Source organism: Arthrobacter sp. MMS24-S77 (assembly GCF_054888235.1).
The window spans coordinates 2,714,336-2,738,767 of sequence record NZ_JBTZRN010000001.1 but is presented as its reverse complement, the minus strand read 5'-3'; the positions used below and the strand labels follow the sequence as shown (position 1 = coordinate 2,738,767).

Below are 24,432 nucleotides of genomic sequence, written 5' to 3'. Positions count from 1 at the left end.
GACCTGGTTTTCAAGTCCGCGAACGCAGGCCCGCTGACACACAGCCAAGGACGCAAATGTCACCACCAAGCCTCATCGACACACATCCAAACTTGACCGGCGCAGCCCCCGTCGCGTTGTCCTACGAACTCTTCCCACCCCGCTCTCCAGCGGCTGCGGAATCGCTCTGGACCACCATCGGCGAGCTTGAGGCCACGGATCCCGACTTCGTCTCCGTCACCTATGGCGCCAGCGGCTCCAACCGCGACACCGCCGTCGAGCTCATCAACCGGCTGCTGCTGGAAACCACCCTCCGTCCGCTGGCCCACCTGACCTGCGTTGGAAACACCCCGCAGGAGCTGGCCGAGATCATTGGCGAGCTCCTCGACAACGGCGTGCGCGGCATCCTTGCCCTGCGGGGCGACCTCCCCAAGGACAGCGGCCAACCGGTCAACGGTTCGCTGCGCTATGCCCAGGACCTGATCGAACTGATCCGCCGTGTGGAACAGCGACGTTCGGCCCTGCTGTGCGCAGGCAAGATCGCCGTGGGCGTGGCTGCGTACCCCACCCGCCACCCGGAGTCCCCGAGCGTGGAACACGACGTCGAGGTACTGCTCGCGAAGCAGCGCTCAGGTGCCGACTTCGCCATCACGCAGGTCTTCTTCCACACCGAGCAATATGCTGACCTGATCTCCCGGGCCCGGCGCGCAGGCGTCACCATCCCGATCATTCCGGGCGTCATGCCGCTGACGAGCCTTCGCCGGCTCAAGCGCCTCGGCGAGCTCACCGGCGTCGAACCGGCACCGGAACTCATCGAACGCCTTGCTGCCGCGGACACTGACGCCGAACGGCGCAAGATCGGCGTCCGCGCCACGGTGGACCTGGCCAACGCAGCACTCCAAGCCGGCGCTCCGGGCATCCACCTCTACACGTTCAACGAGCACACCTGCGCCCTGGATGTGCTGGACAAGCTTGCCCTGCCCCGGCCGGCCCGCCCCGCGAGCCGGCTCAGCGCCATCGCCCGCCGCCAGGAACTCGTCAGCTGATCAGCCAATGCTGGTCCGCAACCCCTAGACACATCGATTTGCACCTACTGCCCCAAGGAAACTCCCATGACTGAACAGAACAACACCCCATTCCCCGCAGCCTCCCTCCTCGGCTACCCGCGCATCGGCCGTCGTCGCGAACTCAAGAAGGCCGTCGAAGCCTACTGGGCCGGCAAGATCGACGCCGCCGCCCTTGACGCCGCTGCCAAGGACATCCAGCTGACCACCGCCAAGCGACTCCAGGAACTCGGCCTGAACGAAGCCGCCGCCGTTCCGGGCACCTTCTCCTTCTACGACCAGGTGCTCGACGCCACCGCACACCTGGGTGCAGTCCCTGCCCGTTTCGGCCAGCTGCTCAACGCCGAAGGCCAGCTGGACATCGATGGCTACTTCACCCTGGCCCGTGGCAACAAGGAACAGCAGCCGCTGGAAATGACCAAGTGGTTCGACACCAACTACCACTACCTCGTTCCGGAAATCGGCCCGGAGACTGACTTCAAGCTCGCTTCCAACCGCATCGTCGAGGAATTCGAGTTCGCCCTGGCCAACGGCATCGAGACCCGTCCGTACATCGTCGGTCCGGTGACCTACCTGCTCCTGTCCAAGGCTTCGGATGACGCCCCCGCGGGCTTCGCTCCGCTGTCCCGCCTCGAGGACATTCTCCCGGTCTACGTTGAACTGCTCGGCAAGCTGGCCGCCGCCGGCGCCAGCTGGATCCAGCTGGACGAGCCCGCCCTGGTTGTCGACCAGGACACCCCGGCCTCGGAAATCCAGGCAGCAGTCGCCCGTGCCTACGAGGTTCTCTCCGGTGCCGCAGCGCGCCCCCAGCTCTTCGTTTCCACCCCGTACGGCTCCCTCGATGGCCAGCTAGGCACCCTTGCGGCCACTAACATCGATGCCCTGCACGTCGACGTCTTCAAGGGCGCGGTCCCGTCCGCAGCGGCCCTCGCCGGCCTGGGCAACAAGACCCTGGTTGCCGGCGTCGTCGATGGCCACAACATCTGGCGCAACGACCTCGCCGTCTCGGCCGCAAAGCTGGACGAACTGAAGGCCGCTGCCGGCAAGCTTGCCGTGAGCACCTCCACCTCCACCCAGCACGTTCCGCACGACACCGCCGAGGAGACCCAGCTCTCCGAGCAGCTGCGCAGCTGGCTCGCGTTCGCTGACCAGAAGGCCGTCGAGGTCAAGACCCTTGCGGACTACTTGGCTGACCCGGCTTCCGCGAAGGCCGCCATCGACGAAGCCTCCGCCGTGATCGCTTCCCGCGCCACCGCCGAAGGCGTCCAGCGTGCCGACGTCCGCGCCCGCACCGCAGCCCTCACCGAGGCCGACTTCAACCGCTCCGAGTACTCGGTCCGCGAAGCCGCACAGGAAGCAGCCCTGCACCTGCCGCCGCTGCCCACCACCACCATCGGATCTTTCCCGCAGACCTCGGAAATCCGCTCGGCCCGCGCCCGCAACAACAAGGGTGACCTCACCAACGAGCAGTACGAGCAGCTCATGAAGGACGAGATCAAGCGCGTTGTCGACCTGCAGGAAGAGCTCGGCTACGACGTCCTGGTCCACGGCGAGCCCGAGCGCAACGACATGGTCCAGTACTTCGCTGAGAACCTGGAAGGCTTCGACGTCACGGTCCACGGCTGGGTCCAGTCCTACGGCTCCCGCTGCACCCGTCCGTCCATCCTTTGGGGCGATGTCACCCGCTCGGCTCCCATCACGGTTGCCTGGGCCGAGTACGCCCAGTCCCTGACCAGCAAGCCGATGAAGGGCATGCTCACCGGTCCGGTCACCATCCTGGCCTGGTCCTTCGTCCGCGACGACCAGCCGCTCGGCGAGACCGCCAACCAGGTGGGCCTGGCCCTGCGTGACGAGATCGCCGACCTCGAAGCTGCAGGCATCAAGGTCATCCAGGTGGACGAGCCCGCACTGCGCGAACTCCTGCCGCTGCGCAAGGCCGACCACGCCGCCTACCTGAAGTGGTCTGTTGACTCCTTCCGCCTGGCCACCGCCGGTGCCGCCGACGCAACCCAGATCCACACCCACCTGTGCTACTCGGAGTTCGGCGTGATCATCGACGCGATCGACGGCCTCGACGCCGATGTCACCTCCATCGAAGCTGCCCGCTCCCGCATGGAGGTTGTCCACGACCTCGAGGCGCACCACTTCGGCCGTGGCGTCGGTCCGGGCGTCTACGACATCCACTCGCCCCGTGTTCCGGGCGAAGCCGAGGTCACCGAGCTGCTGTCCACCGCCGTCAAGCACGTTCCGTCCCGCCAGCTCTGGGTCAACCCGGACTGCGGCCTGAAGACCCGTGGCTACGCCGAGACCGAAGAGTCCTTGCGCAACCTGGTCAAGGCCACCAAGACGGTCCGCGCAGGACTGCTGGAAGCTGCAGCCAAGTAAAGCCCAAGTAGGACAAACGCTGGCGGCCGGTCACCTCGAAAGGTGACCGGCCGCCGTCGTACTTTAATCGGTTACTGGGCCCAGCGTTGGTTGGAAGTGACTTGTCAGGACTCCCAGAGGATCTCGTCGTCAACCACGCCGTCCTCGTCCGCCGCGACCACCAGGAGCTCGTCGGTGAAGTGTGAGCCCAAGGTGAAATCGAGGACGAAGTAGCGCTCCGGCTGGCCCGGGTAGATCGCCACGTGGCCAAGCTTGAGGGCCTTGAGGAAGACGTCCTTGGTGAGCTGCGCCTTGTCACGGACGCCGAACACTGCCTCCAGCTGCTCATCCTTGAGCTGCGTGGAGTGGAAGTGGAGGAACTGCTGGGAGTTGGTGCCGTCCTGGTCCAGCTCCTCGGCAATCATGTCCCGGACCTGGTCCACTAACTCGGGGAGGTAGCCCAGGCGGTAGTCCACCTTGTGAAGGGCCTTCTCGTCGAAGTGGTCTTGCGCCGCGACGTTCAGGTCCAGTTCGAGGGGATTTCCTGCGAGCTCGTGAGAAGCCACGTAGCAGTGTTCCCGCCCGTGGTTGAGCTCGATTTCCCCAAAATGTTTGCTCGCTACCTTGCTCATGTCTTCAAGATAGTCCCAAACAAGCGGCGTGTTCCAGCATCCTGGAAGATTTCAGGCGCGTGGTTTGGGCGTTGACTTTTGAGTCACTTTGGGCATGGTCGCGGCGCCGCCGGCCCGGACTGCTGCAGTGCTCCCGCGAAGCGTGTCGGCCAGCAGTTCCGTGAAGAGCTGCACTTGCGCGGTGCGCTTTTCGTTGATGAGCAGGGCGAACACGTTCCGGGCCAACCGGATGTCCGGGACGTCCAGAACCACGACGCCGGCCGGTCGGTGGCGTAGCGCCAGTTCCGGTACCAACGCGGCGCCGAGCCCCGCGGCAGCCATCTCGAGGCTGGCGTGGAAGTCGTCGCTGTAGGCGACGACGCGCGGGTGCAGATTGCAGCTGGCAAACAGCCGTTCGATGACGACGGCGTCGCTGGTGCCCGGGTGGTGGATGATCCATGGCATGTCGGAGAGCTGCGAGGCCTGCATTTCAGCGTCTTCCCGGATACCCCAGGACGCGGGGAGCACCACGCGGAAGTCGTCGTCGCCGATCCACTGCCGTTCCAAGGTGTGCGGCCACGCGAGCCCGGATTGGCCCACCTGGTACACCAGCGCCAGATCCAGTTCGCCACCGCTGCGCAGTCCTTGGATGGTTTGGGAAGGCTCGGCCACCCACACGCGGAGTTCAATCCCCAGTTTTTTCCAGCGCGGGTTCCGCAGGATGTCCGGCAGGACGTAGGTTGCCAGGCTCGGGAAGATGCCAAGCCGCAGTTCCTGGGCGGAGGACTCGGTGCTCCTCGAGGCGGCCGCAAGCAAGGTCTCGACGTCGGTGAGCACCTTGGCCGCATGGCGCACCATGGTGACGGCGGCTTCGGTGGGAACCACACTGCGCGCGGAGCGGTGGAAGAGTTCGACGCCGGTGTCCCGTTCCAGTGCTGCCATCTGTTGCGATACGGCCGACGCGGTATAGCCGAGCCGCATGGCGGCCGCCGCGAAGGAGCCGAGTCGCGTGACCTCGAGGAGCGTCCGCAGGTGGAGAAGGTTGACCATCAGTGATCCTTTGGCTCGGTGCCGGTCTAAATCCGTGCCCAGCCAGCATAGCTGTGTGAATTCCGTCTCCGCTCCCGGCGTTTCCGTGCCTCCCTGACCCCGTGGAATGTGGCGGGCGACTCACGAAACACGGTTTGCAGGATGCCGCGACACGCCGGGATCCACGCGACACGCTGGCGATTAAATGTGGCTAAGTAGTCCACAGGGTGTGGATTAAGTCTCCGGATTTGGCGGATTCACGGACATTTTTAGCCCCTTTGCCTGTGGACTACCGGTGCGTAAAATGACATACTTGTAATACATCATCTTGGGGTCCCGCTGAGGCGCTTGCACTACATGTAGTATCGATTTACGGATTGAGCGGGAAACCAGCACAAGACATGAATAGAGCGTTTGGCTGCCTTGGCGGCCAGCGGGCCAGCATCGGAGTCAGAACCAGTTCCGGTCGGGGCCTGCCAATAACGAAGAGCAAAGACTTCAACAAAGGGGACAGGGACCATGACTGTAACGGTTTACACGAAGCCGGCCTGTGTTCAGTGCAACGCAACCTACCGTGCACTCGACAAGAAGGGCATCGCCTACCAGAGCGTTGACATCTCCCAGGATGCCGAGGCCCTTGAGCGCCTGAAGGCCCTTGGATACATGCAGGCTCCCGTCGTGGTGACCGAGCAGGACCACTGGTCAGGATTCCGTCCGGACAAGATCGAAGAGCTGGCACTGGTTGCCGCTTCCGTGGCCTAGTTTTCAGGACATCCGCCACAACAACAAAGTATTCCGATGTAGTCGAGGTGACTCCCATGGCAGCGCTGGCAACAGCACCTGCTCAAGCAATGACTGAGGCTGTCAGTACGCGGAGTCACCTCATCTACTTTTCCTCCACATCTGAGAACACCAAGCGCTTCGTCCAGAAGCTCGGCGTCGACGCGGCACGCATCCCGCTCCATGCCAAGGACGCGCCGCTGCTCGCACTGGAACCCTTCGTCCTTGTGCTGCCCACGTATGGCGGCACAAATGGCGAAGGATCGGTGCCCAAGCAAGTCATCAGGTTTCTGAACAACCCGCAGAACAGGGAACTGATCCGCGGTGTGATCGGAGCAGGAAACACCAACTTCGCGGACAACTATTGCGCGGCGGGAGACATCGTCGCCGCCAAATGCAAAGTCCCGCATCTCTACAAATTTGAACTCATGGGGACGCCTGAAGACGTCCAAAGGGTCAACGAAGGGCTGGAAAAGTTTTGGACACGACTGTCGCAGATACAGAAGTAACCAAGGGCGCTGTGGACACCGCCAAGGTCAAGAAGCCATTGCCGGAGGCCTATAAGGGCCTCGGCTACCATGAGCTCAACGCCATGTTGAACCTCTACGGTCCGAACGGAGAAATCCAATTCGAAGCCGACCGCGAGGCCGCGCACCAGTACTTCCTGCAGCACGTGAACAACAACACCGTTTTCTTCCACGACCTGGAAGAGAAGCTGGACTACCTGGTCAAGAACCAGTACTACGAACGCGAGACGCTCGATCAGTACACGATGAACTTCATCCGTGACCTCTTCAACCGCGCCTACAAGAAGAAGTTCCGCTTCGAGACCTTCCTGGGCGCCTTCAAGTTCTACACCTCCTACACGCTCAAGACCTTCGACGGCAAGCGTTTCCTGGAGCGCTACGAGGACCGTGTCTGCATGGTTGCCTTGCACCTTGCCCGCGGCAACGAAGAACTGGCCAGCCGCCTCGTCGATGAAATCATCGACGGCCGCTTCCAGCCCGCCACGCCCACGTTCCTCAACGCCGGCAAGGCCCAGCGCGGCGAGCTGGTCTCCTGCTTCCTGTTGCGCATCGAAGACAACATGGAGTCGATCGCCCGCGGCATCAACTCGGCGCTGCAGCTGTCCAAGCGCGGCGGGGGCGTGGCCCTTTCGCTGACCAACATCCGTGAGCACGGCGCTCCGATCAAGCAGATCGAGAACCAGTCCTCGGGCGTCATCCCGGTCATGAAGCTCCTTGAAGACAGCTTCTCCTACGCCAACCAGCTCGGTGCCCGCCAGGGTGCAGGTGCCGTGTACCTGCACGCCCACCACCCGGACATCTACCGCTTCCTGGACACCAAGCGCGAGAACGCCGACGAGAAGATCCGCATCAAGACGCTGTCCCTCGGCGTCGTGGTCCCGGACATCACGTTCGAGCTGGCCAAGAAGAACGAGGACATGTACCTCTTCTCCCCGTACGACGTCGAGCGCGTCTACGGCGTCCCGTTCTCCGACATCTCGGTCACTGAAAAGTACTACGAGATGGTGGACGACTCCCGGATCAAGAAGACCAAGATCAGCGCCCGCGAGTTCTTCCAGACCCTCGCGGAGATCCAGTTCGAGTCCGGCTACCCGTACATCATGTTCGAGGACACCGTGAACCGGGCCAACCCGATCGCCGGCAAGATCACCATGAGCAACCTGTGCTCCGAGATCCTGCAGGTTTCCACGCCGTCCATCTACGCCGAGGACCTCAGCTACGAGACGGTCGGCAAGGACATCTCCTGCAACCTTGGTTCGATGAACATCGCCAAGACCATGGATTCCCCGGACTTCGGCCTGTCGATCGAGACGTCCATCCGTGCCCTCAGTGCGGTGTCGGACATGTCCTACATCAACTCGGTGCCGTCCATTGCGCAGGGCAACGCCCAGAGCCACGCGATCGGCCTTGGCCAGATGAACCTGCATGGCTACCTTGCACGTGAGCACGTCCACTACGGTTCCGAAGAGGGCCTGGACTTCACCAACATCTACTTCTACACGGTGCTGTTCCACGCCCTCCGTGCCTCGAACAAGCTGGCCATCGAGACCGGCCAGCCCTTCGGTGGCTTCGAGAACTCCACGTACGCCAGCGGCGAGTTCTTCAACAAGTACACCGAGCAGGAGTGGGCTCCTGGGACTGAGCGCGTCCGCGAGCTCTTCGCCGGCATCCACATCCCCACCCAGGACGACTGGCGCGAGCTGAAGGCCTCGGTCATGGAGCACGGCATCTACAACCAGAACCTGCAGGCCGTACCGCCCACGGGTTCCATCAGCTACATCAACAACTCGACGTCGTCGATCCACCCGGTGGCCGCCAAGATCGAAATCCGCAAGGAAGGCAAGATCGGCCGCGTCTACTACCCGGCTCCGTACCTCGACAACGACAACCTGGAGTACTACCAGGATGCGTACGAGATCGGTTACGAGAAGATCATCGACACCTACGCCGCTGCCACGCAGCACGTGGACCAGGGCCTGTCCCTGACGCTGTTCTTCAAGGACACCGCCACCACGCGTGACATCAACAAGGCGCAGATCTACGCATGGCGCAAGGGCATCAAGACGCTCTACTACATCCGCCTCCGCCAGCTCGCGCTGGAAGGAACCGAGGTAGAGGGTTGCGTTAGCTGCATGCTGTAACCGATAACGGTTGATTATTGCGGCAGCCGCCGCGCCTCACAACTGAAGAGTGCGACGCCGGGTGAGCGCCCGGCGTCGTACGCTTACCTTAAAGAACACATACGTTAAGGGGACGAAATGACCGAGAAGGTCAAGCTGCTTAGCCACGTCGAAGCGATCAACTGGAACCGCATCCAGGATGACAAGGACGTGGAGGTCTGGAACCGCCTGGTCAACAACTTCTGGCTGCCGGAGAAGGTGCCGCTGTCCAACGACGTCCAGTCCTGGCACACCCTGACCCCGGACGAGCAGCAGCTCACCATGCGCGTCTTCACGGGCCTGACCCTGCTGGACACCATCCAGGGAACCGTGGGCGCCGTGTCCCTGATCCCGGATGCCATCACCCCGCATGAAGAAGCCGTGTACACGAACATCGCCTTCATGGAGTCGGTGCACGCGAAGTCGTATTCGTCGATTTTCTCCACCCTTTGCTCCACCAAGGAGATCGACGACGCCTTCCGCTGGTCCCTCGAGAACGAGAACCTGCAGAAGAAGGCGCAGATCGTCATGGACTACTACCAAGGCGACGATCCCCTCAAGCGCAAGGTGGCGTCCACGCTGCTGGAATCGTTCCTGTTCTACTCCGGGTTCTACCTTCCGATGTACTGGTCTTCCCGTGCCAAGCTCACGAACACGGCAGACCTCATTCGCCTGATCATCCGTGATGAGGCCGTGCACGGCTACTACATCGGCTACAAGTTCCAGAAGGGCCTGGAAAAGGTCTCCGAGGAGAAGCGCCAGGAAATCAAGGACTACACGTTCGAGCTGCTCTTCGAGCTGTACGAAAACGAAGTCCAGTACACGCACGATCTCTACGACGGCGTCGGCCTGGCTGAGGACGTCAAGAAGTTCCTGCACTACAACGCCAACAAGGCCCTCATGAACCTCGGCTACGAAGCCATGTTCCCGGCTTCCGTCACCGACGTGAACCCGGCCATCCTGTCGGCACTGTCACCCAATGCTGACGAGAACCACGACTTCTTCTCGGGGTCGGGGTCGTCTTATGTGATTGGGAAGGCTGTTAATACTGAGGATGAGGACTGGGAGTTTTAAGCGCGCTCCTCGCTGACCTTGTAGAAACCTGAAACGGTCGTCGAACCTCAAACGACCCCGCACGCGTCCGCTTGCGGGGTCGTTTCTCTGGCCAAAACTACGGATGCTGGCCGGAACGACGGCTTCAATCTAACGTCGCGGTGAGGGTTTGGATTCGGACCGACTTGATCGGTAAGGCCTAGCCAGCCGCGTTGTCACGGAATGTGGCTTTGATCCCGAGCGCTCCAAACAATCCGGTCAGCATGGACTTGGTGTTCTCTGTAGCCCGCTTCTGCAGCTCAGACCCTTCCGCGGCGGTAGCCATCTTCGTTTCGGCGAGCTTGAAGAATTTCGCCTGCTGAGGGGCCTCAATCGCGTCGGCGACCCTGTCGACCAGGCCGCGGTCCTGACTGAATATGTAGGACCGATCATGGTCCAGATTGGGCTTTTCGAGCTGCGGCTCGGGCAACCGCACTGTCACCGACTTGCCGTCCGGGGACAGCGTCAGGTCTTTGTCGGCGAGGCCGGACAGGTCGACATAGGTGTTGACGGTGCCCGCGGCTACAAAGAGCGTTCGCCGTCCGGCGATGATGGAGGGCATCCCTGCGACCTCATCCTCGATGTCGAGCACCACCTCAAAGTTGCCGAGTGCCGCGCGGTACTGGCTCATGTCCTGGACCGACCTCAGCAGTGCGGGCTGACTCCTGTCAATCTGGCGTGACTGGAACGGACTGAACCCAAACGTGTTCGCTGCACTGACTCCGCCTAGCGCCACTACCGCGCCAAGCGCGAAGAGCGCGAGGCGTTTGATCATCGGATTCCTCCGGGCGCTTGAATTGGCTTGGATTTGGTTCCCCCAAAGCCTGCCGCCGCGAGACCGCGGATGACCAACTCACCGGCAATCCCGAAGCCGATAAGCACCAGCAAATTACCGTTACGCTCCGAGCTGTCGGCGATGTAGGAGTTCTGGGACGCCTGAATGACGGCAATGTCGTTTGCGTACCAACCGTTGACTACCGCCTGCTGCGGTGCACCCTTCGTATCGCTGTTGTTCATCGTGTTCTTTAAACCGGCTGCGCTGAGTTGTTGCTTCCAGTCGGAAGGGTTGCTGCCACTCTGGAAGGCCGGATTGTTGGCCACCCACGTGATGATCAGTAGGATCCCCAGCACGGTGCCTAGGATGGTCCGGGCGCCGTTGGCCGAGCGAAGCTCCGCCAGTCTCAGCCGCTTGGCCCTCAACTTGGGCGCGTGGCCGGGCGTCGGAGGCAGCTCCAAGGGCGTGCTCCCACTCGATGTTTCGTAACTAGTCATGTCCCCATTTTCATATTGTTGTTGCAACCGCCTGATGGCGGAGCCTTGTGCCGGTTAGCCTCGGGCCTCGGCAAACCGAGGTGCCATGGATTCCATCTGCTCCATGACCAGCTTGATGGCCTCGGGCTGCTTGTCCGGCGGATAACCAAACTTGACCAACAGCCGCTTGATTGAAGACCGCAGCTTGGCACGAACGTCGTCGCGGACAGTCCAGTCAGTGCGCACGTCGCGGCGCATCACGGTGACCAGTTCGCGGGCGATATCCGCCAGCACTCCTTCGCCCTGGACCTCCACAGCAGATTCGTTCTGAGCCACCGCGTCGTAGAAAGCCAGCTCGTCCGAATTCAGCGGGGGAGTGAACTTGGCTCCACGATTCCCCTCGGCGGCTACCTCGCGGGCAAGTTCCACCAATTCCGCTATGACTTCCGCGGACGTCAGTTGCTCGTTGGTGTATTTCTTCATCAGCTCTGTGATGCGCTCGGAGAACGCGCGCTGCCGGATGACGTTGTTGCGAGTCGCCTTGGCCGATTCGTCGGCGATGAGTTTCCGCAAGGCTTCGATGGCCAGCTGCGGATTCCGTGCCTGCTGCGTCTTGGCGATGAACTCCGGGGTCAGGTCATCCAGCGACGGCTTGGGCATGCCGGCAGCATCGTAGATGTCCAGGACTTCGCCGGAGGACGTCGCGGAGGCGATCAGATTGCCAAGCAGCCGCTGGATCTCTTCCGGTACCGGCTCGCCGCTGGCCTGTCGGTCGGCGGCGTCATACTTCGCCATCCAAACGCGAATCTCCTCGTACACCTGAATCTCAGGCCGCAGCTCAGCAAGCGTCTCGGAGCCGGAGCACAAAGCCCACGCACGGGAGAGCTGGCCGGAGAACCTGCGGTATTTGGCGGCAAGTGATTCTTCGCCCTCGGCTGGCTGGTTGCCGGGAGTGCCAGGGCTCCGCAAGTAGCTGACCGCGCCGGTGACGGCATTCAGAAACGCCTTCGGTCCGCCCTTCATCAGCACGGCTTTCCAGTTGTATCCCGCCAGTAGCTCCCTCAGCGAGTCCACGAGGGAAACGGCCAGACCAACGGCCTCATCAATGTTCTTGCCCACCGGCTTGTTCGCCTGGTCGTCCTTCGTGTATTCGCCGAGGGCCTTGGCCAGGTTTTCCGCCAGCGGTGCGTACGCCACCAGCAGCCCGTCCTCCTTGCCGCGGAAGGTCCGGTTCACACGCGCCAGGGTCTGCATCAGCAACGCACCCTTGAGCGGCCGATCCAGGTACAGCGTGTGCAGCGGCGGGGAGTCGTAGCCGGTGAGCATCATGTCCTTAACGATCACCAGTTCCAGCTCATCGTCCACGTCCTTGAGCCGTTCCTTGACCACTGCGTTCGCGGAGTCGCGACGCACGTGATCGGAAACCGGCGGAACATCGGATGCAGTGCCTGAATAGACCACCTTGATCTTGCCCTTGGTGAGGTCATCGGAATGCCAATCGGGCCGAAGCTCAATGATCGCCGCGTACAGCTTCGCGCAGATCTCCCGTGTCCCGCCGACGATCATGCCCTTGCCCGGCGCCTCAATGAACTTGACCATCTGCCCGCTACGATTCTCCCAGTGCGCCACCAGGTCGGCGGCCAGCGCCGCGATGCGCTGCGGCGCGCCGTAGACGGCGTTTACGACGGCGACGCTCGCCTCAATGCGCGCCCGCTCGGTGTCGTCCAGGCCCAGGGTAACCTCGTCTGCTGCCTGGTCGAGGATCTCCTCGGTGACTTCGTCGGCCAGCCCCACTTTGATGAGCCGGGGTTCGAAGTACACGGGCACCGTGGCGCCGTCCTCCACCGCGCGGGAGAGGTCATAGATGTCGATGTAGTCGCCGAAAACGTCCCGCGTGTTCCGGTCGTCGAAGGAGATTGGCGTCCCGGTGAACGCGATCAGAGTTGCGTGGGGCAGCGCATCGCGCAGGTGCCGGGCGTAACCATCCAGATCGTCGTAGTGTGAGCGGTGCGCCTCGTCCACCACCACGATGATGTTCCGGCGGTCGGAAAGCAACGGGTGATCGGCGCCCGCGTCCTTTTCCGACTTGCTGCGGCCGAACTTCTGGAGGGTGGTGAAGTAGATGCCGCCAGTTGTGCGGTTGCTCAGTTCATCCCGGAGCTCGGAGCGCTTCTTGATCTGCTTGGGGGATTCCGCGAGCAGCAGGCTGCGGTCGAAGCCCTCGAACAGCTGCCCGTCGAGTTCATTGCGGTCGGTGATGACGACGACGGTCGGGTTCTTGAGCTTGGGGTGCCGGGCCACGAGGTTGGCGTAGAGCTCCATTTCCATGGACTTGCCGGAGCCCTGGGTGTGCCAGACGACCCCGGCCTTGCCGTTGCTCTCCACCGCTTGCACGGTGCTGCCCACGGCTTTGGTCACCGCGAAATACTGGTGCGGCTTCGCTATGCGCTTTGTCAGCCCGTCCGAGCCTTCATCGAACGCGGTGAAGTTGCGGACAAGCTGCAGGAAGCGCTCCTGGTTGTATAGGCCGTGGAGCGCAGTTTCCAGAGCGGTCACGGCCTCCCCGTCTTCCATGAACCCCGGCGCGACGGGTACACCATCGTCGTTAACGTTCCACGGCGAGAAGTGATTGAGGGGAGTGAACGGAGTCCCGTACTTTGCCTGGATCCCATCCGAGGCGAGCGTGAACACGCAGAAGCGGAACGCCACGGGGAACTCGCGCAGGTACGTCTGCAGCTGGGCGTGGGCGGCGGCAACGTCGGCCGTGGCGCTTCCGGCCTTTTTCAGCTCGATGACGCTCACGGGCATTCCGTTGCAATAGAGCACGACGTCGAAGCGGCGTTTGAAGTCGCCCTGCACCAGAGTGACTTGGTTGACGGCGAGCCAGTCGTTCTGGTCCGGGTCCGAGCTGAGCAGGTGGATGGTCGGGTTGGCCTCGTTACCATCCGAGTCGATGTAGCTCAGCCGGTAGCCGTCAACCATATAGCTGTGGATGCGATGGTTCTCGGTGATGGCGTCGTTGGACTTGGGTGCGGCGATCTCGGCGAGGGCCTGCTGCAGGTACTGGGCAGGAACAGCCGGGTTGAACCGTTGCAGGGCCGAGAGCAGCCTGGGCCGGATCAGCAGCTCGTCCCAGGAATCCCGCTCGCCGGTGCCAGGAGCGATGTCCTGCCCGGCCATGGGTCGCCAGCCGAGTGGCTCGGCCAAGAGCTCAAGGGCCATACCCTCCCAATCGGCTTCGGAAAAGGCTACTGCGGGTGCTGCTTTCACGGTTATTCCCCCTTGGTTGACCGGATGTCATTCTGAAATGTTCGGCAAGTTCTGCTTCGTCGGAAGCGTTGGTTCAGATCAACCCGTCCGACCTCATACTCCCGCTTCCTCCAGCATCTTCTCAGCGTGCTTGACGCGAAGTTTGCCGGACATGAGCTGGGGGAGGAGCGCGTCACGAATTGCCGTGAGGAAGCTGCTTTCGGTGCGAGCCTGAGCCCCTCGACCCCCGAGGTCTGTGACCTGATCGCGCAGGCTTGCCGGTACGCCCCTCGGATCTAGCACCGGGGTATCCAAGAGGTCTGTCGGCTTCACCCTTTGGTGGCTCCCTGAGGTGCCTGCCACCTTTGATTCCAATGCCATCCCGAAGGCCGGTTGAGAAAGCGTTGCCCACAAGAAAGTAGTGGATGAGAAGAGCGGTTCGAGGACCAGAAATTCCGTGGATGCGAGGGCTGGAATGCTCAGAACCTTCGGAACGTCCCAAACCCTTGGGAACCGGGGGTTGAGCTTCGATACGAGCACCGACGGTTGGTCAATCGTAAATTTTGAACTTTTGATGACGGTGGGGGGCGTGAGTTCTGGCTGGCGAACCGCATCGAATGCGGGGAGGCTAAAGTGAGCGACCTTTGCCGTTCCGATCAGCTCGGGATTCCTGGACTTCTTGTGGTGCCTGACAACTCCAGAGAGTGCAACCGTGGACTTCAACTGCGATAGCAGGGTGACCGCCAAGTGCTCCGAGACATCCGCCAGTTTGGCGTTGGCTGCGATTTTAGCGTCGAGGGCCGCAAGGACGTCCGCAATCGCCCGCTGTTCATCAAATTCTGGAAGAGTCAGTGGGACTCTTTCCAGTATTTTCTGGTTAAGGGAAAGCATGGTCGACCCCGAAGCATGCTGTAGGAGCCAAGTCTTTGTCGTCTCACTTTGAAGTTGGTAGGCGACAAAGCGGGAGTCCACCGAGGACGGCAGTCGCAGCCGAATACCATCTGATCCTAAAAACCAGCCACTCTCTGATTCCTTTACCCAAGCGCTTCGGTCGACTGCGCCCTTTCGACCGAATACGATATCGCCGGGCTCGAGTAGATATTCGGGCAGGCGCTTCGTCACTTCGACGGGCGCGCACGGAGTTTCCTTTCTCAGGCTCAGCGAACCGTAACCGACTTCACCAACTGAAATGATCGGAACGCCCGTTTCGGAATACTCGTTAGCCTTTAGCGTCGTACCGAAAGGACCGGTCTTTATTGAGCCACCGTGTTCCTGGATGATCTGTCCAAGAGTTTCAGTCTTAGTCACGAGACCCTCCCCAACTGCTCCCGCACAACCTGAGCCAACCGCTCAGACTCCTCGAACTGTTCGAACAGCTCCTTGGTCAGCCGCGCAATCTTCTCCTCGATCGGCTCGCCGTCGTCCTCAATTTCAGCCGCGCCGACATACCGTCCGGGCGTCAGGGCATAGTCAGCAGACTTGACCTCCTCAAGGCTGGCCGAGTAGCAGAAGCCGGCTTCGTCGTCGTACGTCAGGCCAGCCTCAACAGCCGAAGCCGTTCCGCGCCAGGCGTGGTAGGTGTTGGCGATCTTGGCGATGTCTTCATCGGACAGGGCGCGTTCGGCGCGGTCCACCATGTAGCCGAGGTTCCTCGCGTCGATGAACAGCACTTGCCCGGTGCGGTCCACTGAGCCGTTCTTACCAGCCGTCTTGTCTTTGGCGAAGAACCAGGTGCAGACCGGGATGCCTGTGCTGCGGAACAGCTGGGTGGGAAGCGCGACCATGCAGGACACAAGATCGGCCTCGACGAGCTGGGCGCGGATCTCGCCCTCGCCGCCGGAGTTGGAAGACAAGGAGCCGTTGGCCATGACCACGCCCGCGCTACCGCCGGGGGCGAGCTTGGAGATGATGTGCTGGATCCAGGCGTAGTTGGCGTTGCCGGCCGGGGGCACGCCGTATTTCCAGCGGGGATCGGATTCGGAGCGGGCCCAATCCTTGATGTTGAAGGGAGGGTTGGCCATGATGAAATCTGCACCGTTGTTGCCGCTGAGTTCGGGGTGCTGGTCTCGGGCGAAGGTGTCGCCCCAGCGGGAGGCGAGGTTGGCGTTGAGGCCGTGGATGGCGAGGTTCATCTTGGCCATCCGCCAGGTGCGCTCGTTGAGCTCCTGGCCGTAGACGGAAATGTCCGAGCCTTCCATGTTGTGGGCTGCCAGGAACTTCTCGGCCTGGACGAACATGCCGCCCGAACCGCAGCAGGGATCGTAGACGCGGCCGCGGTGCGGTTCGAGGACCTCCACGAGCACGCGGACAACACCGGCGGGGGTGTAGAACTCGCCGCCACGCTTGCCCTCGGCCTTGGCGAACTTCTCCAGGAAGTACTCGTAGACCTCGCCGAGCAGGTCGCGGGCCTTGCTGGCGCCCTGGCCGGTGAAGCGGGCTGAGTTGAACAGATCCAGCAGCTCGCCGAGGCGGCGCTGGTCCACGTTGTCCCGGTTGTAGATGCGGGGGAGAGTGGCGGCGAGGCTGGGGTTGCTTCCCATGATCAGATCCATGGCTTCATCGATAAGTTGTCCGACGGACTTCGGTGCTTCCCCCATAGCGGCAGCGAGGCCCTTGGCGTTCTCGGCAAGATAGCTCCAGCGTGCCCTCGGCGAAACCCAGAACACGCCGCGGCCTGTGTACTCGTCCACGTCGTCGATGAGCTGGGCGATTTGCTCTTCGTTGAGCCCCTCCGCTTCTAGTTCGGCTTGGATCTGCCCGCGGCGCTCTTCGAAAGCGTCCGAAACGTACTTGAGGAACACCAGGCCGAGGATCACGTCCTTGTACTGGGAGGCATCCATGGAGCCGCGCAGTTTGTCCGCGGCCTTCCAGAGTGTGTCCTTGAGTTCCTTCATGGTGGACGGGGCGAGGTCCACCTTCAATTTCGGGGGCATTATCGGGTTCCTTCGGTTTGTGGTCCGGCGAGCTTGGTGCTGGGGTCTGTCAGGGTGAGGCTTCCGCCCGCTACGCCGTCCGTAATCAGGGTAGCGAGTTCTTCCAGGCGCTTGAGGCGTTCGCGGGCTTGCTGCTGTTCGTGTTGCAGCTCGGCGAGGGAATCGGACAGCCTCTTGCGCTGGGCGTCGGGGACGCGGCGCAGGCGCCACTGGCGCCAGGACTTGTCAGCTGCGGGGAGTCTGTTAATGTCCGCGGCGACGACGTGGGCTAGTAGCCCACCCGGGTCAGCCGGGTCGATTCGGAGCACTCGGGCAGGGAATACGACGGCGGAGCCGCCTTGGGTGTCGACTATCGCCGCGGGCCGGGGGCTGGTGCAGAAGACGACGTCGCCGGGCTCGGTGAGCCGGGCTGAAGGGTAGTTGGCGGCGAAGTCCAAGAGGTTGAGGTAACGGGGTGTTGCGGTATGCGGGTTGAGGAGATCGTCGGGGCGCAGGACTCGCGTCCCGCCACTTGCCCTCAGGTCCGCATCCTCCAGTCGGCTCCCTTTGATGTATTTGAGGTTGCCGCCGGTGATGAGTTCCTGGACGGAGGCGGGCTGAGCCGTCGCGTTCGGATTTCCTGGAAGCACTGTCAAGTGGTCCGATAGTTCAGGTCTGCTGGACCACAGCAGGCGCGCGAGTTCCTCCGCACGAAGAGCAGCCTCCGCGCTGCTTGGGCTCGGCGTCGAACTGCGCGTTGGGGCTCCCACCAAAGACTTCTTGTTGGCCAGCAGGAGACGTGTCTGTACCAGTCGGGCGAAGCGGAACGAGTGGGCGCGGATGGTTGAACGGTCGCCCATCGATGCGACGATATCGCTGATGAGGTCCTGACCGACGTCTTCTGTCAGATCCCGGGTGCTGAGGTCCGCCACCATGGTCCAGCGCTCGGCAATCGGCACTTCAGCGAACGAAGGCCCCAGCACCCACAACGCCTGGGCTTCGCGGGGTTTGGATCGCAACAGTCCCTGCGGTAGCCGCACGATGGCGCGCACACGGCCGGTTCGCAGAATCCCGGAACGGACGCCCGCGGCAGCGGCGGACAGCGGCACATCACAGAGAACCCGTGCCGGCGCGATGATGACCGCCCGCTGCTGATCGTCCATCTGCAAGGCAAGGTGTTCCACCGCCGAGAGAATCTGCGAGTCGTCCATGCCCGGTTGGCCAGGGGACGGGTACTGAGCCACATGGACCACAGCTCCATCGACGGCAAACTCGCCGCTGGCGTCGACACGGATCTGCTCCCGGTCCACGCCGTGCACCCGCAGGCGGCGACGCGCCAGGCGGCCTGCACCGCCGTCGTCGTCCGCTGTCAGAAAGGTAACAGGAGCATCCTCGCCGGACGCTTGCACGACGCCGATTAGGAGGTCGCTGCTACCGCGCGTGGTGTCCGCAAACACCGTGTTCCCATCAAGCGTGGCAGCCAGTTCGACCGCAGCATTGGCAACCAGTGCGAGGGCAGGGTCGGTGAGGGCCGTCTCCGAATGTTCCCGAAGCCCCGCCCGGAAACGAGCCTCCAGCAGTTGCTCGAAGGCCGCCGGCGCGTTGTAGGCACTATCCACCAACCGGTCCGCAAACGCCGCCGTGGAAGCAAGTGAAGGGCCCATGGCCTCCAGCTCCGAGTACAGGAACATGTCATCGGGGTCGCACTCATCCGCCACGTCCAGCAGTTCATCAGGGGTCAGCTGCCCCAGCGCTGTGCCAGTCATTGCCTTCAGGGTTAGCAGGGCGGTGAGAGCGTCGAGCGTGCTTCCGTGGGCGCCGAAGCTTAGGGGCATCTTCGCGAAGGCCGCGACGTCGTTGAGGGCCTCAGGGTTGTTGCCCCGTCCGGTGGCGGCAAGCCAAGCGGCGACCTGGTCGGCGTCGAACACCTCACGGCCGCCTTCAAGCGCTACAGGGTCCGGAAATGGCAGAGCCGATCCAGCGCTCCTCTTGCGCCACATGGAAACGACCGGCCGCTGCACCTGCGCCAAGGAGGCGACATCCGAAAGGTTCATGAGCAGGGCTGCTGATTCGTTCACTTCCGCCTCCTTACGACGTCGACCCTCAGCCTAGCGGGATTGGGCGATTTATCCCGTGAAGTGCTGATAACGGGGGTTATCAGCGTCCTTGTGCCCGACGAGTGACTGGGAGACATAGTTTCGTTCTGCAGCTACGAAGGGATCTTCCGGGGCTGCGACGGCGGCGGGGAACCACGCATTGGGGGACTGGCATCCCGCCGCCGTCCAGCAGCCACCCCACTGCTCACTCCAGCAAAGGAAGAAGACATGAAGAACAACGACTCCAGCAAGGACGAAGGGCCGCAGCTCGAAGGCGCTGACCTTGAAGGCAATGACGGAGGGAACCCCGAGGGTCAGACTCCCGAGAAGCCCAGACCCGCACGCAAGAAGCGGATTTGGCTCGCGGTTGCCACCGTCGCGCTCTTGGCGGGGGGCGTCGCCTTCGGAACCACACTGCCGGATCCCAAAACGAGCGACGCCTATGGTGCGCTCGCACGGGAAAAGTCCACGATGGAAGGCGAGCGTGATTCGGCCAAGTCCAGTTACGACTCGATGAAATCCAAGTACGACGTACTCCAGAACGGGATCACAGCCCGTGAGGCCAAAGTCACGTCGCGCGAAACCGAAGTCGGCAAGGCCGAAGCGGCGGCCAAGGCACACGAAGTCGCCGTCAAGCAGCGGGAAGACGCGGTGACGGCCGCTGAGAAGACCAAGGCGGCCAACACGGTCGGCGATGGCACCTGGACGGTAGGCAAGGACATCGAGCCTGGCACCTACCGTGCAGCGGCGGTCGTGGGATCCACCTGCTATTGGGGCATTTACCAGTCAGGAACGAACGGCAGCCAGATCATCGAGAACGACATTCCCGGCGGAGGCCGCCCTGTGGTGAACCTGTCCGCCGGTCAAGACTTCAACTCAACCCGATGCGGCAAATGGGAAAAGCAGTAGCACTCCCTTGCACATCATTCGCTAACCCTAGAAAGGCATTACCCAAATGAACCAGATTCCTCAGGCGCCCGTCGTCGAGACCCCGGCCACCGCGCCCCGCCCGTTCTTCAAGAGGAAGCGTTTCCTGATCCCCGCAGGTGTTCTGGTAGTCGGCATTGCGCTCGGCTCCTGCTCCGGCGCAGCCAAGCAAGCCGGAGACGCAAGCCCGGCCTCGTCCGCAGCGGCGTCTTCGGCAGCGCCGGCTCAGGCAGCTGCCTCACCGATCGCTCCACCCGCGGCGGCCGCAGTGCCCGCCGTCGGCGTCCCGTTCAGTGTCAAGATGGGCAACGGCAACGTCGCGAAGATCACGATTGTTTCGGCCGTCCGGACGCAGAGTGTGAGCACCACGGCGTTCGCTACCCCGGCAAAGAGCGGAAGCTACCTGCTCCTCGATGTTCTGTGGGAAACGGAGGCTGGCAAGACCAGCTCGAATCCGTTCTACTTCTCAGCCAAGGACGCCAACGGGCGCAAGGCCGATCTCAACCTCTTCGCTGACAACCAATTGGCCTCCGGAGACATCCTGTCAGGTGACAAGACTCGCGGATTCATCGCCTTCGATATTGCGCCGGGTGCTTCGACCGTGATGATCTCCAACCCGCTCATGCAGGAAGCGGCACGGATTCAGATTCCGGGCTAGGTCGGCTGGGGAGCGATGTCCTCCTGTACCCGCAGCTTGACGTTGCGGGTAACGGACGGAGTCCGTCGCAAGCAGTTCCGAGTTGAATGGCTATCCTTACCAGGAAGCCTTGGGCGTCCAGCCCTCGATGCCCAAGTGGCGACGAATGGAGTTTTCTTGTCGAACGAACCGATCTTGTTGTTCTTGCATGGCGTTGGAGACGGCGACCAAGATGACAACTGGAGGGTCCAGCTCACAGAGATCCTGGTACGCCTTGGCTATCCCGATCTCGACACCGTGCGAGTGATCGCGCCCAAGTATGCGCACGCGCTAAGGGGTTCGGACGCCAAGGAGCCGCTGCCAGGCTTGACGATCAAACAGCCTCCTCGCGAGGCGGCCAAGAAGAACCGCCGAGACTTCGAGCGACGCATCGGAGCCATCGAGTTCAGACTGGGACGGCATGATCGGGGTAATGGTCTGCTGGGTGGTGACGCCGTCATCAATCTTGCCGTCGGACTGCCCGCATTCACGCAAGCGCGGAACTACATGAACAAACCTCAGATTCGCGCTCAAGTCCTAACCCGCATCCTCAAGACGCTTCCCGAGTCGGGGCGGCTCGTGATTGTTGGCCACAGCCTCGGCTCCGTCATCGCCGCCGACCTCGTGCGTCGATTGCCGATCGGCCTCGATGTCACCGGCATGGTGACCATCGGGAGCCCTCTGGCGAACGGCAACTTCGACGTCGACAAACTCCGAGAGACTTTGAAGGAGCCGCCGACAAACCTTGCATGGTGGGTGAACGTCTGGAATAGCTTTGACCCCGTCGCGGCCCAACGCGGCGTGTCATCTGTCTTCCCCTGGATACTCGACTTTCGGATTCGGACAAAAGCTGTGGGCCTCTACGCCCATTACGCGGTGGACTACCTCGCCAATGACGCCGTGGCAGCGGCCATCGGCTTCGCGCTGTTCGGGTCCAGATCACAGGAGATCGCGGTTATCGACGAGGGTCTCGACATCCCCTTGGATAGCGCAGAAACGCTCACTCTCCTGGCGCTGCGGTACGCGCACCTCACCAAGCTGAGGCTGGAGGGTGACCAACAGGATCGCTACGCAGGCGCGCTCCGACAGGTGCAAGCGACCGCCGTCGAAGGTATCAGGAGACGGAACGCAAACGAGGGTCGAGCGACGCCCTCGGCGATCGCACGCCTCGCATTCGATCTCTCCGATCCGCAAGCGACTGTGCCCGAGCCGCTCCCGGCGCGTCATATGACGAAGGATGAGGCTGTGGTCCCCTTGACGATTCTCGCGGCCGAGAACGTCATTCGACCATTCGAAATCTCGGTCTCGAAGGACAAGCTGCAGGGAGCCATGGAGGATCTCACCGCCGAGATGGGGCTGGGGAGTCAGTACGGCGCTGATGTTTTCGCGGCCGCCAAGAGTGCGCAGGATGCACTGAGTAGCGGCCTCGGAGTGAACTGGAAAAAGTGGGGTGCACTGGGTGTGGGCGCGGCTGCGATTGTCGTAGCGACGGGCGGCCTTGCGCTTGCGGCTGGCGCCGGTCTTGCCGGAGCCGCAGCGATCACCAGCGCACTGGCCGCCTTTGGGCCCGGCGGTATGATCGGGGGCCTTCTGACAGCGGGAACCCTCATCACGGCTGGTGGCGGGGGCATCGCCTTCAGTCTTGCCAGCCCCGGAACCAGCGCTGAAACTCTGGAAGCCGTCGTTACTCGCCAACTGACGGTGGCAATTCTGCAGCAACGGCAACACCTCGAGCAGGATCGTGCCGTATGGAAAAACCTGGTTGAGACTGAGATCGAGGTACGGCGTGAACATGAGAGGCTCGACGAGTTTTCCGACGAATCAGCACCGGCAATCAAGGAGTTGAAGCGGAAGATCGAAGCCATCGAGCGTGCACTGAAGTATTTGAGAGACAACGGCCTCGAGCCAGGCGTCTCTCCCAATACTGCCGACGAGACGGACTGAAGCGGCGGGCCCCGTGTCCTTTGGTTGAATGTTTGTTCCGTGAGTCATGCGCCCTGCAACGCGCCGTATTCCGTTGCCGGGCCGTTCGGGGGCGCGGGCCGGCCTGGATCGTCCGGATCGGTGCCGGGCCATGGGTGTGCGGCCGCGAAGGCGTGCCAGTCGGGGAAGGGGTCCGGGGGCAGTACGGGTTCGGGATTCCCGGGCGGGTTTTGGTCCGGTTGTGTGTCGGTGACCTGTAGGTGGTGTGGCCAGTGGGGTGGTTCCCAGTCCTGGTGTTCGCTGGGGTAGTGCCGTTGTGAGGGTGAGGTCCAGCCCGGTGGGTGGTCTTTGCTGGCCTGGGTGGGGCTCCATCCGGAGTGGTGTTTGAGGCGGTGGTGTTTGGGGCAGGGTTGGCCGAGGTTGGAGATGCCGGTGGTGCCGCCGTCGGCCCAGGCCAGGAGGTGGTCTGCTTCGTTGTCCAGGGAGTGGTTGTTGCAGCCGGGGAAGGGGCATTTGCCGTCGCGGAGCCGGAGCCATTGACGCTGGGCTTTCGTGAGACGGTAGCTGGTGCGTCCGATTTCCAGCGGGGCGCCGTCGCGGGGGGCGGTCAGGACGCGGTGGAAGGAGTCGGCGCCGTCGGCGATGAGCCGGCGGGCCATGGAGGCCGGGATCGGCCCGTGCCCGTCCAGCACGGCCGGTTCCTCGGTGGCGCCCAGCAGGGACAGGACGGGGACGGTGACCAGGACCTGCGCCCTCGGGGACGGAACGCGCCCCGGTTCCACGCCGCCGGTTCCCGCACCGCCGTCGGCTCCCGCACCGCTCAGCCCCGCCCCGCTGGCTCCCGTGCCGCCGTCGGGCATTCCGTCGGTGTTGTTGGTGCCGGTGTGGTTGGTGAGGAGCCAGGTGGCGGTGATGTCGGCGCGGAGCTGGGCGAGGGTCCGGGTCTCGTGGGGGCCCTGGAGCGCGCGGGCGGCGGCGGTGGTCCGTTCCCAGATCCCGGCGGCGGTGTCTGCCGGGAGGTGGGCGGAGAGCCAGGCCATGCCGTCGCGGTCGGGGTGGTATTCGACGCGCCGGTCCCGGGCTTTGGTGGTGTGGCGTTCTTCGATGCTGACGGGGTGGTGGCGTTCGCGCCAGATGCGTGCCTTGGTGCGGAACCGGGACGGGACGAGGTCCCCGGCCGGGCAGCCCCGGGCGGGGCTGGGTGCGTCGGGGTCCAGGAAGTGCGCTTCCAGGCCGGCTGCTCCGGCGGGATCCAGGCCGCCGGTTTCGTCGACGATGATCCGGGCGTGCTGCCAGGAGATCGTCCCGGACTGAAGGGCGGCCAGTGTCAGCGGCAGCCAGGTTGTCAGGGCCTGGCTTTCGGAGAGGAAGGCCGCGGCGGTCCGTTCGCTGACGGTCAGGACGCAGGCCACCTCGGCGATCAGGGCTAGCTCCTGGGCGGTGGACTCCTGCGGTGAGGTGGCCGGTGCCGCCAGGGCCGTGGCTGCCTGGACATATTCCGCGGCGAGCTTCGCCTTCAGCGCGGCGGTCCGGGCTTCCAGCCGGGCGACTTCGGCGAGGCCGTCCAGGCAATCATCCGCCAGATCCCGCAGCGGGTCGGTGCTTTCGGAGGAAACAGCGTCCCCGGTGAAGGCGGCCAGCGCGGCAGCGGACGCGGTAACGGCCTCCGCGGCCGCCCTGCTGTCCGCGCTCCACGCTGTCCTTCCATCCATACCCACAGCATCGCAGGAGGCACCGACAATATAGTGCCGCTGCCGGGGTTGGTGCGCGACTGAACCAGCGCGCCTCAACCA

18 protein-coding genes are annotated in these 24,432 nt (G+C 63.0%); 9 read left to right on the top strand and 9 right to left on the bottom strand.

The window, feature by feature from the left end; all coding sequences use genetic code 11:
- The first annotated feature begins 56 nt into the window (after nt 1–56).
- Together ACX5I4_RS12470 and metE are read left to right on the top strand one after the other, a co-directional pair.
- Nucleotides 57–1,025: a methylenetetrahydrofolate reductase gene (locus ACX5I4_RS12470; protein ID WP_269997849.1), complete on the top strand. Its 969-nt coding sequence runs from the start codon at nt 57–59 to the stop codon at nt 1,023–1,025.
- Between the two features lie 66 nt (nt 1,026–1,091).
- Nucleotides 1,092–3,428, top strand: coding sequence for a 5-methyltetrahydropteroyltriglutamate--homocysteine S-methyltransferase (metE, locus tag ACX5I4_RS12465; RefSeq protein ID WP_461836940.1), 2,337 nt, complete (start codon nt 1,092–1,094; stop codon nt 3,426–3,428).
- 104 nt (nt 3,429–3,532) lie between these two features.
- On the opposite strand, the gene ACX5I4_RS12460 is transcribed toward metE, so the two are convergent.
- Entirely contained in the window at nt 3,533–4,039 is a 507-nt protein-coding gene (locus ACX5I4_RS12460; RefSeq protein ID WP_461836939.1) for a DUF2004 domain-containing protein, read from the bottom strand.
- A gap of 51 nt (nt 4,040–4,090) precedes the next feature.
- The gene (locus ACX5I4_RS12455; protein WP_461836938.1) at nt 4,091–5,068 is read right to left on the bottom strand and encodes a LysR family transcriptional regulator; all 978 of its coding nucleotides are present in this window, start codon (nt 5,066–5,068) and stop codon (nt 4,091–4,093) included.
- Between the two features lie 498 nt (nt 5,069–5,566).
- Here ACX5I4_RS12455 and nrdH point away from each other — a divergent pair, with 498 nt between their 5' ends.
- From nrdH to nrdF, 4 genes are all read left to right on the top strand, one after another.
- The gene (nrdH, locus tag ACX5I4_RS12450) at nt 5,567–5,809 is read left to right on the top strand and encodes a glutaredoxin-like protein NrdH (protein ID WP_461836937.1); all 243 of its coding nucleotides are present in this window, start codon (nt 5,567–5,569) and stop codon (nt 5,807–5,809) included.
- A 56-nt stretch (nt 5,810–5,865) separates the two neighbouring features.
- Complete coding sequence (nrdI, locus tag ACX5I4_RS12445) at nt 5,866–6,336, top strand: class Ib ribonucleoside-diphosphate reductase assembly flavoprotein NrdI (protein WP_461836936.1); 471 nt, start codon at nt 5,866–5,868, stop codon at nt 6,334–6,336.
- Nucleotides 6,337–6,347: 11 nt separating this feature from the next.
- Nucleotides 6,348–8,495: a class 1b ribonucleoside-diphosphate reductase subunit alpha gene (nrdE, locus tag ACX5I4_RS12440; RefSeq protein WP_461838713.1), complete on the top strand. Its 2,148-nt coding sequence runs from the start codon at nt 6,348–6,350 to the stop codon at nt 8,493–8,495.
- A gap of 117 nt (nt 8,496–8,612) precedes the next feature.
- A complete protein-coding gene (gene nrdF, locus ACX5I4_RS12435; protein ID WP_059389329.1) occupies nt 8,613–9,587 on the top strand; it encodes a class 1b ribonucleoside-diphosphate reductase subunit beta in 975 nt (324 codons plus the stop codon).
- A 178-nt stretch (nt 9,588–9,765) separates the two neighbouring features.
- On the opposite strand, the gene ACX5I4_RS12430 is transcribed toward nrdF, so the two are convergent.
- The 6 genes from ACX5I4_RS12430 to ACX5I4_RS12405 form a co-directional block, all read right to left on the bottom strand.
- On the bottom strand, nt 9,766–10,380 hold the full coding sequence (locus ACX5I4_RS12430; protein ID WP_461836935.1) for a DUF4230 domain-containing protein: 615 nt from the start codon (nt 10,378–10,380) through the stop codon (nt 9,766–9,768).
- Nucleotides 10,377–10,877 (bottom strand): hypothetical protein, encoded by a 501-nt coding sequence (locus tag ACX5I4_RS12425; protein ID WP_461836934.1) that lies wholly within the window; start codon nt 10,875–10,877, stop codon nt 10,377–10,379. Before ACX5I4_RS12425 ends, ACX5I4_RS12430 begins: the two co-directional genes overlap by 4 nt.
- 54 nt (nt 10,878–10,931) lie before the next feature.
- Entirely contained in the window at nt 10,932–14,126 is a 3,195-nt protein-coding gene (locus tag ACX5I4_RS12420) for a type I restriction endonuclease subunit R (protein ID WP_461836933.1), read from the bottom strand.
- A 93-nt stretch (nt 14,127–14,219) separates the two neighbouring features.
- Nucleotides 14,220–15,413, bottom strand: a complete 1,194-nt coding sequence (locus tag ACX5I4_RS12415) for a restriction endonuclease subunit S (protein WP_461836932.1) — start codon at nt 15,411–15,413, stop codon at nt 14,220–14,222.
- On the bottom strand, nt 15,410–17,038 hold the full coding sequence (locus ACX5I4_RS12410; protein WP_461836931.1) for a class I SAM-dependent DNA methyltransferase: 1,629 nt from the start codon (nt 17,036–17,038) through the stop codon (nt 15,410–15,412). The genes ACX5I4_RS12415 and ACX5I4_RS12410 overlap by 4 nt, the downstream gene beginning before the upstream one ends.
- Nucleotides 17,038–19,095: a helix-turn-helix transcriptional regulator gene (locus ACX5I4_RS12405; RefSeq protein ID WP_461836930.1), complete on the bottom strand. Its 2,058-nt coding sequence runs from the start codon at nt 19,093–19,095 to the stop codon at nt 17,038–17,040. The genes ACX5I4_RS12410 and ACX5I4_RS12405 overlap by 1 nt, the downstream gene beginning before the upstream one ends.
- A 246-nt stretch (nt 19,096–19,341) precedes the next feature.
- Between ACX5I4_RS12405 and ACX5I4_RS12400 the strand changes: the two genes are divergently transcribed.
- The 3 genes from ACX5I4_RS12400 (at nt 19,342) to ACX5I4_RS12390 (ending at nt 22,660) form a co-directional block, all read left to right on the top strand.
- Entirely contained in the window at nt 19,342–20,022 is a 681-nt protein-coding gene (locus tag ACX5I4_RS12400; RefSeq protein WP_461836929.1) for a hypothetical protein, read from the top strand.
- Nucleotides 20,023–20,068: 46 nt separating this feature from the next.
- Nucleotides 20,069–20,698, top strand: a complete 630-nt coding sequence (locus ACX5I4_RS12395) for a DUF4352 domain-containing protein (protein WP_461836928.1) — start codon at nt 20,069–20,071, stop codon at nt 20,696–20,698.
- Nucleotides 20,699–20,854: 156 nt separating this feature from the next.
- Nucleotides 20,855–22,660 carry an alpha/beta hydrolase family protein gene (locus tag ACX5I4_RS12390; RefSeq protein WP_461836927.1) on the top strand — a complete coding sequence of 602 codons (1,806 nt, stop codon included), beginning with the start codon at nt 20,855–20,857 and terminating at the stop codon, nt 22,658–22,660.
- 44 nt (nt 22,661–22,704) lie between these two features.
- Here the strand turns inward: ACX5I4_RS12390 and ACX5I4_RS12385 are convergent, their stop codons facing one another.
- Nucleotides 22,705–24,351, bottom strand: coding sequence for an HNH endonuclease signature motif containing protein (locus ACX5I4_RS12385; RefSeq protein ID WP_461836926.1), 1,647 nt, complete (start codon nt 24,349–24,351; stop codon nt 22,705–22,707).
- Between the last annotated feature and the right edge of the window lie 81 nt (nt 24,352–24,432).